The sequence below is a fragment of the Streptomyces sp. NPDC002463 genome (assembly GCF_042889835.1).
GTDB lineage: Bacteria > Actinomycetota > Actinomycetes > Streptomycetales > Streptomycetaceae > Streptomyces > Streptomyces nymphaeiformis.
This window is the reverse complement of record NZ_JBIARL010000007.1, coordinates 312826-326650: the sequence shown is the minus strand read 5'-3', so window position 1 is coordinate 326650 and position 13825 is coordinate 312826. Positions and strand designations below refer to the sequence as shown.

The 13825-nt window shown below is 73.6% G+C and carries 8 protein-coding genes, 2 tRNA genes and 1 other RNA gene; 5 read left to right on the top strand and 6 right to left on the bottom strand.

Features of this window, described 5'->3' with window-relative positions; all coding sequences use genetic code 11:
• Positions 1-23: 23 nt before the first annotated feature.
• The 3 genes from ACFYX3_RS17195 to ACFYX3_RS17185 all read left to right on the top strand — a co-directional run bounded on the left by ACFYX3_RS17195 (position 24) and on the right by ACFYX3_RS17185 (position 2051).
• Positions 24-1280 (top strand): sensor histidine kinase, encoded by a 1257-nt coding sequence (locus ACFYX3_RS17195; RefSeq protein WP_389013827.1) that lies wholly within the window; start codon positions 24-26, stop codon positions 1278-1280.
• 64 nt (positions 1281-1344) lie between these two features.
• Complete coding sequence (locus tag ACFYX3_RS17190; RefSeq protein WP_352025351.1) at positions 1345-1953, top strand: response regulator transcription factor; 609 nt, start codon at positions 1345-1347, stop codon at positions 1951-1953.
• Positions 1954-1975: 22 nt separating this feature from the next.
• Positions 1976-2051, top strand: a tRNA-Gly gene (locus tag ACFYX3_RS17185).
• A gap of 43 nt (positions 2052-2094) precedes the next feature.
• Here the strand turns inward: ACFYX3_RS17185 and ACFYX3_RS17180 are convergent.
• From ACFYX3_RS17180 to ffs, 6 genes are all read right to left on the bottom strand, one after another.
• Entirely contained in the window at positions 2095-2994 is a 900-nt protein-coding gene (locus ACFYX3_RS17180; protein ID WP_389013824.1) for a phosphoribosylaminoimidazolesuccinocarboxamide synthase, read from the bottom strand.
• 181 nt (positions 2995-3175) lie between these two features.
• Positions 3176-4636, bottom strand: a complete 1461-nt coding sequence (locus tag ACFYX3_RS17175) for a N,N-dimethylformamidase beta subunit family domain-containing protein (protein WP_376591724.1) — start codon at positions 4634-4636, stop codon at positions 3176-3178.
• Between the two features lie 196 nt (positions 4637-4832).
• Complete coding sequence (locus tag ACFYX3_RS17170; protein ID WP_389013820.1) at positions 4833-7001, bottom strand: hypothetical protein; 2169 nt, start codon at positions 6999-7001, stop codon at positions 4833-4835.
• A gap of 280 nt (positions 7002-7281) precedes the next feature.
• On the bottom strand, positions 7282-8535 hold the full coding sequence (gene purD / locus ACFYX3_RS17165; RefSeq protein WP_382655755.1) for a phosphoribosylamine--glycine ligase: 1254 nt from the start codon (positions 8533-8535) through the stop codon (positions 7282-7284).
• A gap of 61 nt (positions 8536-8596) precedes the next feature.
• On the bottom strand, positions 8597-10696 hold the full coding sequence (locus ACFYX3_RS17160; RefSeq protein WP_389013816.1) for a DNA polymerase III subunit gamma and tau: 2100 nt from the start codon (positions 10694-10696) through the stop codon (positions 8597-8599).
• A 68-nt stretch (positions 10697-10764) separates the two neighbouring features.
• Positions 10765-10863, bottom strand: an RNA gene (gene ffs, locus ACFYX3_RS17155) — signal recognition particle sRNA small type.
• A gap of 118 nt (positions 10864-10981) precedes the next feature.
• On the opposite strand from ffs, the gene ACFYX3_RS17150 reads away from it, so the two are divergent.
• Positions 10982-11066, top strand: a tRNA-Ser gene (locus ACFYX3_RS17150).
• A gap of 278 nt (positions 11067-11344) precedes the next feature.
• The gene (locus ACFYX3_RS17145; RefSeq protein ID WP_389013813.1) at positions 11345-13774 is read left to right on the top strand and encodes a helicase-associated domain-containing protein; all 2430 of its coding nucleotides are present in this window, start codon (positions 11345-11347) and stop codon (positions 13772-13774) included.
• Positions 13775-13825 lie beyond the last annotated feature (51 nt).

Below are 13825 nucleotides of genomic sequence, written 5' to 3'. Positions count from 1 at the left end.
GGGGACGGGACACGATGTCCGCGATGACGGGATGGTGGTCACGGCGCAGCGTCGCCGGGAAGGTCGAGCTGTACACCCGGTGGACCTTCCACCTCATGGCCCCGGTCGAGATCCTCGCGTTCGGCGGCGCCCCGCTGAGCAGCGGCGGGCGCAGCGGGCTCGGCACGGGCGGAGCGCTCGGCCTGGCCCTGTGGGTCCTGGTCCACGCCGTGCTCTGCGGGGTGCTCGTCTCCCGCGCCCTCGACCACACCACCGGCACGCGGCCTCGCCCCGTCCGGCTCGCCGCCGCCCTCGCCGGCGCCACCGTCCTCGCGAACCTCGTCGTCTCCGGCCTCTGGGCGGCCGGGGTGCTGACCGACGCCTCCGTCGTCGCGAGCGTGCTCGTCGGCACCTCGGTCTTCACCACCGGCGCGCTCGTCTTCTGCCTGGACCGGGTGCGGCACATGGCGTACGCGGTCGCCGGCACCGCCGTCGCCGCCGCGCTGCCCGTCACCGCCTTCGGCCACGGCGCCCCGGAGGGCCTGGTCACCCTGGTCGGCGTCCTCGTCGGCGGCGGCGCCTACGCCTCCGCCTGCGGCTTCTCCTCCTGGCTGCTCGACGTCGTCCAGGAGCTGGAACGCTCCCGGGACCTCAAGGCCCGGCTCGCCGTCGCCGAGGAGCGGCTCCGCTTCGGCCGCGACCTGCACGACGTCATGGGCCGCAACCTCTCGGTGATCGCGCTCAAGAGCGAACTGGCCGTCCAGCTCGCCCGGCGCGGCCGCCCCGAGGGCGTGGACCAGATGGTCGAGGTCCAGCGGATCGCCCAGGAGTCCCAGCGGGAGGTGCGGGAGGTCGTCCGCGGCTACCGGGAGGCCGACCTGCGGATCGAGCTGGAGGGCGCCCGCGGGGTCCTCGACGCCGCCGGCATCGACTGCGCCGTCGACGCCCCCGCCCTCGACCTGCCCGCCGGGGTGCAGTCCGCGCTCGCCTGGGTCGTCCGCGAGACGACGACGAACGTCCTGCGGCACGGCGACGCGCGGCGCTGCGCGATCGCCCTGCGGGCGGAGGCCGGCGGGGTGCTGCTCACCGTCGAGAACGACGGCGCGGAGGCGGCGGTCCCGGCCGTACGGGACGGGTCGGCGGCCGGCGCGGGCTCCGGGCTCGCCGGGCTGCGGGAGCGGCTCGGCGCGGTGGACGGCACCTTGGACGCGGGCCCTTCGGGACCGGACGGGTTCCGCGTGACGGCGCGCGTGCCGCTGCCGCGTCACATCGCGGAGGACGTGCGTCCCACCGCTCCGTGACCGTCCGTCGCCCCCGTACGACCGCGAACCCCATGAACTCCGGGATCCAGGAGGAACGAACCCCATGACCGTGCGGGTGCTGCTCGCCGACGACGAGCACCTCATCCGGGGCGCGCTCGCCGCCCTGCTCGCCCTGGAGGACGACCTCGTCGTCGTCGCCGAGGCCGCCACCGGGCCCGAGGCGCTCGCCATGGCCCGGGCCCACCGCCCCGACGTCGCGGTGCTCGATCTCCAGATGCCAGGGGCGGACGGTGTGACGGTCGCCACATCGATCCGGGACGAACTCCCCTCCTGCCGCACCATGATCGTGACGAGTCACGGCCGCCCCGGGCACCTCAAGCGGGCCCTCGCCGCGGGCGTCCGCGGCTTCCTCCCGAAGACCGTCAGCGCCCAGCGGCTCGCCGAGCTGATCCGTACCGTCCACGCCGGAAACCGTTATGTGGACCCGGAGTTGGCGGCCGACGCCATCGCCGCCGGGGACTCTCCGCTGACCGCGCGCGAGGCCGAAGTGCTCGAATGCGCGGCCGACGGAGCCCCCGTCGCGGAGATCGCCCGACGCACCTCGCTCTCCCCCGGAACCGTCCGCAACTACCTCTCCTCGGCCGCCGCGAAGCTCGGCGCGGAGAACCGTCACACCGCGGTGCGTCTCGCGCGCTCCAAAGGATGGGTATAGTTAGCAGCGCGCTACGGCGCATGCGGACGTGGCTCAGTTGGTAGAGCATCACCTTGCCAAGGTGAGGGTCGCGAGTTCGAATCTCGTCGTCCGCTCCATGAAGAAGCCCCCGGTCGAATCGACCGGGGGCTTTCTCGTTCCCTAGGACCAGGCCTGGCCGGTGAGGAGTTCGTACGCCTCGATGTACTTGGCGCGGGTCTTCTCCACGACCTCCTGCGGGAGCGCCGGCGGCGGCTGCTCGCTCTTGCGGTCCCAGCCGGAGGCCGGGGAGGTCAGCCAGTTCCGCACGATCTGCTTGTCGTACGAGGGCTGGGCGCGGCCCGGCTCCCACTCGGCGGCCGGCCAGAAGCGGGACGAGTCCGGGGTGAGGACCTCGTCGGCGAGGACGAGCGTGTCGCCCTCGAAGCCGAACTCGAACTTGGTGTCGGCCAGGATGATCCCACGCTCGCGGGCGATGTCACGGGCCCGGGAGTAGACGGCGAGGGTCGTCTGGCGCAGCAGTGCGGCCGTCTCGGCGCCGACCTGGCTCGCGACCTCCTCGTACGACACGTTCTCGTCGTGGTCGCCGACCGCGGCCTTGGTGGCCGGGGTGAAGATCGGGGCGGGCAGCTCGGAGCCGTCGGTCAGGCCCTCGGGAAGCGCGAGGCCGCAGACCGTGCGGGACTCGTTGTACTCGAGCAGGCCGGAGCCGGTGAGGTAGCCGCGGGCGACGGCCTCGACCGGGACCATGTCCAGCGACTTGCAGATGAGCGTGCGGCCCTCCCAGTCGGCGGGGGCGCCGGCGGGCAGCTCGGTCGACAGGACGTGGTTCGGGACCAGGTCGGCGAGCTTGTCGAACCACCACAGGGAGAGCCGGGTGAGGACGCGGCCCTTGTCGGGGATCTCGGTGGGCAGGACCCAGTCGTACGCCGACATGCGGTCGCTCGCCACCATGACGAGGTCGCCCGCCTCGTTCCGGTACAGGTCGCGGACCTTGCCCGTGTGGAGATGGGTGAGGCCCGGGACCTGGACGGGCTCGGGCTTTTCTACGAATCCGGACACGGTTCCTCCGCGTAGGTTGATCCAGGAGCGAGTCCGATTCTCTCGCACGTCAGGACGGATCCCGTCCTTGGACCCTGTGAGCCCGCGCTCAGTCCCTCCGCCTGGCCGGGTCCCTCTCGCGTCAGTCCCTCTCGCGTCAGTCCCTCTTGCCTCAGTCCCTCTTGCCTCAGTCCCTCTTGCCTCAGTCCCTTTTGCAGATCCGGTCCAGCAGGTTCGCGGTGGCGCGCTGGACACGGGCGTCGACATGGCCCGGCCGGTCGAGCGCCGGCGACCAGGCGAAGGTGCCGGACGCGAAGACCCAGGCGCCGGACGGGGCCCGGTAGAGGCTCGTCTCCTGGTGGCGCAGGGCCCCCTCGCCGTCCCGGTACGGCGAGTGCGCGAGCAGGATGCGGCCCTGGTGCTCGGGCAGCGCCGTGCGCGGGAAGTAGCGGTCGGCCTCGCCCGCGACCAGGCCCGGGAGCTCGTCGCCGTCGCCCGCGCCGGTGGCCTCCCACAGCCAGTGGTCGGCGTTCCGCACGACCAGCGGGTGGGGTTCGGGCACCCGGCCCGCGTACTGGATGCCGAGGAGCTGCTGTTCGGGCCGGTCGACCTCGCGCCACAGCGCCGGGCGGCCGGGGCCGCGCCGCTTGCGGCAGGTGAGGAGGCGGTCCGGCACCCCGGACGGCGAAGGGGCCAGCTCCACCTGCCAGTACATGGTGTTGGCGGAGAGGAAGACGAGCGAGGTGCCCTGGTCGCGGGCGAGTTCGGCGGTCCGGCGCATCGGCGCCGACCAGTACTCGTCGTGGCCCGGGAAGACGAGGCCCCGATAGCGGCTGGGGTCGACCCTGCCCGCGTGCAGGTCGCGGGTCTCCGCGTACGCCAGGTCGTAGCCGTAGCGCTCGGCCCAGCGGATGAAGTCGTAGGCGTGGCCGACGTGCAGGGGCAGCCCCGCGCCCGCGTACGGCCGGTCGAAGGAGACGGTGACGGCCGCCTCCTCCTCGCCGAGCAGCCGGCCCTCCTCGTCCCAGGCGTGGTAGAGGCTCGCGCCGGTGTGGCCGTCCTCCGGGTAGAGGTTGTACGCCTGCCAGGTCACGTCCGGGAGGACGAGGAGCAGGTCCGCCGGGTGGTTGTCGCGGACCGTGAAGGGGATGTGCGAGCGGTGTCCGTCGGCGGTCGTGAGCACGGCGACGTACGCGCCGATCGACCAGTACGAGGGGACCTGGAGCCGCCAGGACTGCCACCAGTGGTGGCAGGAGACCGTGCGGTCGGCGGTGAGCGGGGCCGGCTGGACGATCCCGGAGAGCCGCGGGCTGGTGGTGATCTTCGCGGCGCCGTCGCCGCCGTAGTGCCCGATCCGGTAGACGTCGACCGAGAACTGCTGCGGCGGGTCCACGGTGATGTGGAAGTCGATCGACTCGCCCGGCGCGACGGCGCCGCCGGAGGCGAAGCCCTTGATCTGGCGCCGGACGTCGTCCGCGGTGCGCGGGCCGCCGCTGCCGCCGCGGGCCAGGATCTCGTCCGCGTACCAGGGGACCATCTGCCCGGTGTCGTCGAAGTAGTTCTCCGAGCCGCGCAGCCAGGGCAGCGGGCCCTGTCCGAAGGGATCGGAGACGGCGTGCGCCAGCGCACCCGACTCCCACCGTCTGATCTGCTCCGCCCCCATGTGCGCCCCTCCCTCGACTCCCCCGGTCGGCCGGTCAGTGCCGGTGGCTCGTGCCGCTCGTTCTTGACGCTGTCTTCGTGCCTCTGTCAGTGACGGTCTCCAGCACATCACATAACGCACGCACTCCGTCACCGTTCGTCGTGAATTGGCGAGAGTGGAAGACAGGACTCCGCCTGGGGCCCGCTCGGGAGGGGCCTCAGACCAGGCGTACGGGCTTCTCCGGGCGCACCCCGGTGCGGCTGAGCCAGACCCGCAGCGGCTCCGGGTCGCCGTCCTCGACGAGCGCGAGGACCCGGGGTCCGAGGTCGGCCGCACGCTCGCCGCCGACGAGCAGGGCGGGGCCGTCGAGCCAGTCGAGGCCGGGGGCGGCCTCGGCGGTGTCCACGGCCGCGCAGCAGACCATCGCGGTCACATGGTCGGCGAGCAGGTCTCGGCCGGTACGGGGCGGTTGGAGCGGGAACAGCGGCAGGAGCCCGTCGGGCCCGCTCCCCTGCTCGACGGCACGCGCGCTCTCCGCGGCCGCCGCGGCGACCCGGGCCTCCCGTGCCGCGTCCTCCCGCGCGACCAGCGCACCGAGCGCCCCGGCGAGGGCCTCGGCGGCGGGGTTGACCGGTTCGTCGTCGTCCTCGACGAGAAGGTCGAGATCGGCGTCGACGGCGGGGTCGGTCTCGGGGCCGGGGCCCGTGGCGGAGCCGAGGTCTGTGCCGGAGCCGGAGTCTGTGCCGGAGCCGAGGCCCGCGCCGGAGCCGGAGTCTGTGCCGGAGCCGAGGCCCGTGGCGGAGCCGAGGTCTGTGCCGGAGCCGGAGTCTGTGCCGGAGCCGAGGCCCGCGCCGGAGCCGGAGTCTGTGCCGGAGCCGAGGCCCGCGCCGGAGCCGAGGCCCGTGCCGGAGCCGGAGTCTGTGCCGGAGCCGAGGCCCGTGCCAGGGGCGGCCGGGTCTGTTCCGGTGCCGGAATCGGCTTCCGGGGCCGGGTCCGTGGCGGCAGCGGCGCCGGGGGCTGCCTCGCCGGTGAGGTGGGCGCCGGCCTCGGCACCCGTGCCGACCGCCGGGCCCGCACCGGATGCCCCGTCCGCGTCGGACTCCCGGCCTTCGGCCGCCTCCGGTCGCGGCGTCGCCAGATGGGCCATCACTCGGGTCAGGGTCGGGCCCGGCGCGTCGTCGGAACCGAGGTCGGTGCCGGTGGCCGGCACGCCCAGGTCGTCGAGGACCCGGTGGAGGCGGGCCGCGTCGGTGCGCCATTTGCGGTCGACGACCTCCTCCGGGTACTGGCTCCACTCCACCGGGGCCCAGTCGGGGCCGGGCTCGGCCGGGCCGCCGTGGAAGAGGCGGGCGGCGAGCAGCGAGGTGGCCTCGTCGACGGCGCCCGGCTCCTCCAGGAGGTCGCAGGCGGGGCGCTCGCCGAGCCGGGAGGAGAAGCCCTCCGCGAGCCGGTCCCGGCGGGAGAGCTCGGTCAGCGCGGAGACCACGCCCGCGTCGAGCTTGGCGGGCCAGCGGCCCATGCGCCAGGCGGGCAGCGCGACCCGGGTGAGGAGGCGGTCCCAGCCCGCGTAGGCCAGGCCGACCTGCTCCTGGGCGACGATCCGTACGCCGTAGTCCACGGCCTGTGCGCGCTCCGAGCCCGCGGCGGCGACCCCGCGCTCCATCTCGCCGGCGTGCCCGCGACAGGCGCGCAGCAGCACGCGGGCGACCTGCCCGACGCCGCGGGCGCCGAGCCGGCGGACCGGGTCGAGGCCGGGGACCTGCGGCACCGCGACGGCGGCGTCCAGGCCGCGGACGAAGCGGCGGGCGGCGGCTATGTCGGGGTGGGCGGCGGGTCCCGTACCGGCGACGACGGGCGCGAGGACCGCCCGCAGCTCGCCGACGCGCATCCACCACAGGAAGGGCGAGCCTATGACGAGGACCGGAGCGCCACCGGAGGTCCGGCGGAGGCGGTGGGCTCGGTGGGTGCGGTCCTCCAGCCAGCTGTCGCAGTCCGGGGTCAGGGCTATCGCGGCGGGCGCCGGGACGCCCAGCCGGTCGGCCAGGTCACGGACGAGCCGGTACAGATCGGGGGCCGCGGTCTCGGCGAGCTCCACGGTCGGCGTGGCCGCCGGACGGGCCCGGGCGACGACGAGGGCGACGGCCGCGGCGGCGAGGAGGACGACGACGGCGAGGACCGTCACGATCCAGCGGGCCGTGTCCCAGGCCGTACCGGTGAAGTGGCCGGTGACCCCGCCCGCGTACAGCACGACGGCCACGGCGGCGGGGAGCACCGCGAGGCCCAGTGCCCTGCCGCGGACGCGGAGGACGGCGAGGGCCCGGGAGTGCGCGGCGCGCGCACCCCACTCCTCGCCGACAACGGAACCGGTACCGGACACGCCGTTCATCACCCCCTCCTGTCCTCGACGGGACTGCCTGTGGCGGTGTTGCTCACTCCCCCACTGTGGCACCCGCCACTGACATCGCAATGCCGGTGGGCCAAGTGCCGGAATGCCTTCGCCGCACCCTAGTTGGGGCTTTGGCGGGCGTCATCCGTATGGCCGAGCCGTCACTCGATGGAATGGCTTTGGGTAAAGGTGATGGCGCGCTTGTGGCCGTGTGGTTCACGTATTCCGCACCACACGGCCACAAGAGGAATCGGACTGATTCAGCTGGAATCCGGCGGGATCAGGCCTCCGCGGCCTTCCGCGCGATGTCCGTACGGTGCTGCGAACCGTCAAGGCGGATGCGGCCGACTGCCGCGTACGCGCGCTCGCGGGCCTGCGCCAGGTCCGAACCGGTGGCGGTGACCGACAGGACGCGTCCGCCGGCGCTCAGGACCGCGCCGTCCTCGCCCCGCTTCGTACCGGCGTGGAGCACGTACGCGTGCGGGGCGTCCTTCTCGGCGACCTCGTCCAGGCCCTCGATCGGGTCGCCCGTGCGCGGGGTGCCCGGGTAGTTGTGGGAGGCGACGACCACGGTGACGGCGGCGTCGTCGCTCCAGCTCAGCGGGGCCTGGTCGTCCAGGGTGCCGTTGGCGGAGTTCAGCAGGACGCCCGCGAGCGGGGTCTTCAGACGGGCCAGGACGACCTGCGTCTCGGGGTCGCCGAAGCGCGCGTTGAACTCGATGACCCGCACGCCGCGGCTGGTGATCGCCAGACCCGCGTACAGGAGGCCGGAGAACGGCGTGCCGCGGCGGCGCAGCTCGTCGACCGTCGGCTGCAGGACGGTCTCCAGGACCTCGTCGACCAGCTTCGGGTCGGCCCAGGGCAGCGGCGAGTAGGCGCCCATGCCGCCGGTGTTCGGGCCCTCGTCGCCGTCGAGCGCGCGCTTGAAGTCCTGCGCGGGCTTGAGCGGGAGGACGGTCGTACCGTCGGTGATCGCGAAGAGGGAGACCTCGGGGCCGTCCAGGTACTCCTCGATGACCACGCGCTCGCAGGCGAGCGCGTGCGCCCGGGCCTGCTCGACGTCCTCGGTGACGACGACGCCCTTGCCGGCGGCGAGACCGTCGTCCTTGACCACGTACGGAGCGCCGAAGGCGTCGAGCGCCTCGTCGATCTCGGCCGGGGTGGTGCAGACGTAGCTACGGGCGGTGGGGACCCCCGCACCCGCCATGACGTCCTTGGCGAAGGCCTTGGAGCCCTCCAGCTGCGCCGCCTCCTGCGACGGACCGAAGACGGGGATGCCGGCCGCGCGGACGGCGTCGGCGACGCCGGCGACGAGCGGGGCCTCCGGGCCGACGACGACCAGCTCGGCGCCCAGCTCGGTGGCGAGCGCGGCGACGGCCGCGCCGTCCAGCTGGTCGACGGGGTGCAGCTCGGCGACCTCGGCGATTCCGGCGTTGCCGGGCGCGCAGTGCAGAGCGGTGACGTCGGGATCGAGGGAGAGAGAGCGGCACAGGGCGTGTTCGCGGGCGCCGCCGCCGATGACGAGGACCTTCACGCCTGCCAGGGTAGCCCGCGGGGCGGGGTGCCCCTTGTGCGGGCCACCGAGCGAGACGCCCCTACTCGTTCGTGTATTCCTCCACAACCGTGGCTCCCAGCTCGCGCACGATCAGGTCGTGCCCGGACAGGGCGGAGTCGACGAGGTCCGGATCGTCCTCCTCCGGGACGTCGTCCTCGGGCGCGACGGGCTGCGGTGCCGGAGGCGTGTACGCGGGCGCGGAGGCCGGCGGCGGGGCCTGCTGGAACGCCGGGGCGGGAGCGGGCTGCGCCTGTGCGGGGGCGGGCGGCGGAGCCTGCTGGAACGCGGAGGCGGGCGGCGATGCGGGCGCGGCGGGCCGACCGCCACCGAAGCCGCCACCGCCACCACCGAAGCCGCCGGTGCCGCCCGAGCCGCCGAAGCCGGTGGCGGCGGGCGGGGGCGCGGAGCCGCCCGAGGGGTCGATGATCGCCTCGACCTTCCAGTTCACGTTGAACTGCTCGGCGAGGGCCTGCTTGAGGACCTCCTCGCTGCCGCTGCTCGCGAAGTTGTCGCGGGCGCCGGCGTTGAGGAAGCCGAGCTGGAGGGTCGTGCCGTCGAAGCCCGCCACCTGGGCGTTCTGGCTGAGCAGGATCCAGGTGAAGCGGCGCCGGTTCTTGACCGCGTCGAGGATCTGCGGCCACAGGTTCCGCACCTGGGACGTGTCCCCGCCACTGCCGCCCGGGGCGGCCGGAGCGGGCTGTGCCTGTACGGGCGCGGGGGCCGGGGCGGCGGGCGCCGCGGGTGCGGCGGACGCGCCGGGCCAGGCGCCGGGCGCACCGCTGCCGGGCGTGGCGGCACCGGGCCAGGCCCCGGGCCGGGGCCCGTCCTGCACGGGGGCCTGCACGGGCGCGGGCTGCTGCACGGGCGCGGGGGCCGGGGCCGGCGGGGGCGGGGCCATCGGGGTGTGGGCCTCCGGCCCGGGCACGTACGCCATGGCGGGCGCCGGAGGTCCGGGCGTGAAGACGGGCGCGGGCGCGGCGGCCGCCCCGCGCTCCAGACGGTCGAGCCGCGCCTGGAGGGAGCGCTCGTCGTCGAAGGCGGCGGGCAGCAGCACGCGCGCGCAGATCAGCTCCAGCTGCAGCCGGGGCGAGGTGGCGCCGCGCATCTCGGTGAGCCCGGCGTTGACGAGGTCGGCGGCCCGGCTCAGCTCGGCGGCCCCGAACACCGAGGCCTGCGCCTGCATGCGCTCGACGACGTCCACCGGGGCGTCGATGAGCCCCTTCTCGGCGGCGTCGGGCACCGCGGCGAGGATCACGAGGTCCCGCAGCCGCTCGAGGAGGTCGGCGACGAACCGGCGGGGGTCGTTGCCGCCCTCGATGACCCGGTCGACGACCTCGAAGGCGGCGGCGCCGTCCCCGGCCGCGAAGGCGTCGACGACGGAATCGAGCAGCGACCCGTCCGTATACCCGAGAAGAGAGGTCGCCATGGCATACGTCACACCGTCGTCGGCGGCACCGGCGAGCAGCTGGTCCATCACGGACATCGAGTCACGCACGGACCCGGCGCCGGCACGGACGACCAGCGGCAGCACCCCGTCCTCGACGGGAATGCCCTCGTGCCCGCACACCTCACCGAGGTAGTCCCGCAGCGTGCCGGGCGGCACGAGCCGGAAGGGGTAGTGGTGGGTCCGGGACCGAATGGTCCCGATGACCTTCTCGGGCTCGGTCGTGGCGAAGATGAACTTGAGGTGCTCCGGCGGCTCCTCGACCACCTTCAGGAGGGCGTTGAAGCCCGCCGAGGTGACCATGTGGGCCTCGTCGATGATGTAGATCTTGTACCGGCTGGAGGCGGGCCCGAAGAAGGCCTTCTCCCGCAGGTCACGGGCGTCGTCCACGCCACCGTGCGAAGCGGCGTCGATCTCGATGACGTCGATGGACCCCGGCCCGTTCCGCGCGAGGTCCCGACAGGACTGGCACTCGCCGCACGGAGTGGGCGTAGGCCCCTGCTCACAGTTCAGACACCGCGCCAGGATCCGCGCACTGGTCGTCTTGCCACACCCGCGCGGCCCGCTGAACAGGTACGCGTGATTGACCCGGTTGTTCCGCAGGGCCTGCTGCAACGGGTCGGTGACATGCTCCTGCCCGATGACCTCGGCGAAGGACTCGGGGCGATAGCGGCGGTACAGCGCGAGAGACGACACGTATACGAGGTTATAGGCGCCCACCGACAACCCGGGAAAACGGCGCTGGGCCGGGGAACCGCCCGGGGAACGCAAGCGCCCCCCACGCACCTGCCAGAGCCGACCTACCCTTGCTGCCTTCCGGCCCTGGGGGAGTTCAGTCAGATAGCACCGCGTGAGGGGCTCCGCCCAGCGTACCCGATCCGGGACCCCGCCCGTCCCCCCTCCCCGACCTGGATCCTCCGACCGACCCCCGCCCCGGATGACGTGCGCGAGCACCCTCTCCGGTCATGTAATGTTCTCCACGGAGGATTCGCCTAGAGGCCTAGGGCGCACGCTTGGAAAGCGTGTTGGGGGCAACCCCTCACGAGTTCGAATCTCGTATCCTCCGCAGCCGCCTGAACAGGCGAAACGAAGAGCCCGGACCGCTTCAGCGGCCGGGCTCTTCGGCATGCCCTGGTCTCATTTACAGTCTCGTTTATCTCCGGCATTCACGACATTTCGCACAACATGCCAGGATCATCCGCGCTCCGACCCATCAGCAGCTCGCTCTCCGTGGGTGAACTCCCCACCGAGTGCCGACGGAGAACCCGTCGAATGCGCCATCCTTGGCTCCGCCCGGGCCTGCTCCGGCCCGAGCCGTGTTCCCGGCCTCGCGAGGTGTTCCCCATGACGTCCCGATCCACGCTGACGGCCTGGCTGGCCGGCCTCGACGCCCCGCGGCTGGCACGCGTACTCGGGATACGGAAGGACGCCGTGGCGCCACCGGAGCCACGTTCCATGGAGGAGCTGGCGGAACGCCTTCTGCGGCCCGGCTCGGTTGCGCTCGTCCTGCCGCAGCTGGCCCTGCCGTACCTCCAGGTGGCCGAGGCCCTGGCCGCCTTGGGAACGCCCTTGTCGCGCGGCGCCCTGGCGAGGGCGCTGGGAACGACGGCACCCTCTGCCGCTCGGGCGCTGGACGCCGTGCTGGAGGCTCTGGCCGATCAGGCTCTGGTCTGGCCGGACAGCGACGGAAGCCTCCACATGGCCGCACCGCTGCGGCAGGCGTGGGACGCGCCACTGGGTCTTGACGCTCCATTGGACGAGCTGCTGGAGGGTGTGACCTCCGAGGAGCTGCGCGGCATGCTCGTGGCACTGGGCATCAAGCCGCCCGGCACGCGGCAACAGCGCACGACCGCCGTCCTGGAACACCATGGCGATCAGCAACGCGTCGCCGCAGTGATCGCCAAGGCTCCTTCGGCCACCCGCCGGCTGCTTGAGCGCCGGGCGAAGTCCGCACCGCGACACACGGAGTTCGTCGTGTTCGGAGCCCCCGGGGCCGACTCACCGGGCGAGCGATGGGCCCTGGACCGGGGGCTCCTGGTCCGGAACCGCCATGAGTACGGGCCGTCCCGTATGCCCGCCGAGGTGACACTCGCGCTGCGCGGGCCCGGCTGGTCGGCCCCGTTCGAGCCCTTCCCGCCCGTCGTCGAGCCGGTGTCCGTCGCCGCCGTGGAAGTGGACCGGGAGGCGATGGCGGCGGCTGCGGCGTTCGCGGCACAGGCCGCCTCGGTCCTGTCCGCCTCCTCGTCCGCTCCGCCGGCCAAGCTCAAGTCCGGTGGGATCGGCGCACGTGAACTGGCCAGAATCGCCAAGGCGGCGCAGGCCGACGGCGCTGTCGTACGCATCACCCTGGAGACGGCCTACTCTGCCGGGCTACTGGCGGTCGACGGCGACCGCGTCGCACCCACCGAGGAATACGACACCTGGACGGCGCAGGAACCCGCGGAACGGTTCGCGGAGCTGCTTCAGGCATGGTGGAGCTTGGGACTCACCCCTTCCCAGGCCCGCGACGAGGACAACAAGGCGCTGCCGGCGGTGGTCGGGACGCCTCCCTGCGACGGCTGCCTGCAGGCTCGACACGGGCTGCTCGCCGCGGCGGCGACGCTCCCGGAAGGGCAGGGTGTGAAGGTCGCCCCCGACCTGGTCCCGCTGGTGACGTGGCACCGCCCGCTCGCCCACCCGTCCTCCCAGGACGAGACACCGTTCGCCGCAGCGATCCGCGAGGCCGAGTTGCTCGGTGTCATCGCCCGAGGCGCACTCTCTCCCCTCGGTGCCGCTCTGCTGGCCGATGACGTGGAAGGGCTGACCACCGCCTGCCGGCGGCTGCTGCCCGAGGCCACCGGAACGGCCCGGTTCGGCGGCGACCTCACGGCCGTCATCGCCGGCATGCCGTCCGTACGTGTCGCCGAGCTCCTGGATTCGACCGCCGACCGGGAGGTCAGCGGAACAGCTTCCGTGTGGCGGTTCAGCGCGGACAGCGTCCGCCTGGCCCTGGACGCCGGCCGCACAGCGGACGAGATCTCGGCCGAGCTGACCGCCATCGCCGGCGGGGCTCTGCCGCAGCCTCTGTCCTATCTCATCGCCGACACCGCTCGCCGGCACGGCCACGTGCGCATCGCCCCCGCCGCCTGCGTCGTCCACGGCGAGGAACCGGCCCTCCTGGCCGAACTCGCCGCCCACCGGGGGCTTGCCGCGCTCGGGCTGCGGCAACTCGCCCCGACCGTGCTCGTCAGCGGCAGGCCGCCCGACCAGACCCTCGCCGCGCTCCGGGCCCAGGGTTATGCCCCCGTCGCCGAGGCCGCTGACGGGACCATACGTATCGAGAAGGTCCCACCCCAAAGGGCCGCCGCCATTCCGGCCCCACGGAAGACCAGGGCGCGGACGGGCCCCGAACGCACGGCGCACCGAGCGGCGGAAGCATCGGCAGCCGTCGACTCGTGCGCCATGGCCACCCGACTGCTGACCGCCCCGCTGACGGCTCCGGAGCCCGACCCCTTCGGGTCCGGGGGCCCCTTCCATACGGACACCGAAGAGATCGTCGCCGGGTACGCGAAGCAGCTGACGTACACCGACGTCCGCCAGCTCGCCCACGCCATCGACGCCGGTACGGCCATCCGGGTCGCATACGTCGCCGCCTCGGGAAGCCACACCGTCCGTACTCTCAGCCGCCTCGACCTCGACCCGCCCTACCTCGAAGCCTGGTGCCACCTACGGGACGCCGAGCGTGTCTTCACCCTCTCCCGCATCCACGGGGTCATGCCGGTGGGGCACGGCTGAAGCCCCGGGGCGCGTAGCGCTCGGTGGGAGCGTCGCTGTTGGGCGTCCAGG

Excerpts from the sequence above, each read along its gene's own strand:
- ACFYX3_RS17195 (WP_389013827.1), top strand. The coding sequence starts at position 24 with ATGACGGGATGGTGGTCACGGCGCAGCGTCGCCGGGAAGGTCGAGCTG.
- ACFYX3_RS17190 (WP_352025351.1), top strand. The coding sequence starts at position 1,345 with ATGACCGTGCGGGTGCTGCTCGCCGACGACGAGCACCTCATCCGGGGC.
- ACFYX3_RS17175 (WP_376591724.1), bottom strand. The coding sequence starts at position 4,636 with ATGGGGGCGGAGCAGATCAGACGGTGGGAGTCGGGTGCGCTGGCGCAC.
- ACFYX3_RS17170 (WP_389013820.1), bottom strand. The coding sequence starts at position 7,001 with ATGAACGGCGTGTCCGGTACCGGTTCCGTTGTCGGCGAGGAGTGGGGT.
- ACFYX3_RS17145 (WP_389013813.1), top strand. The coding sequence starts at position 11,345 with ATGACGTCCCGATCCACGCTGACGGCCTGGCTGGCCGGCCTCGACGCC.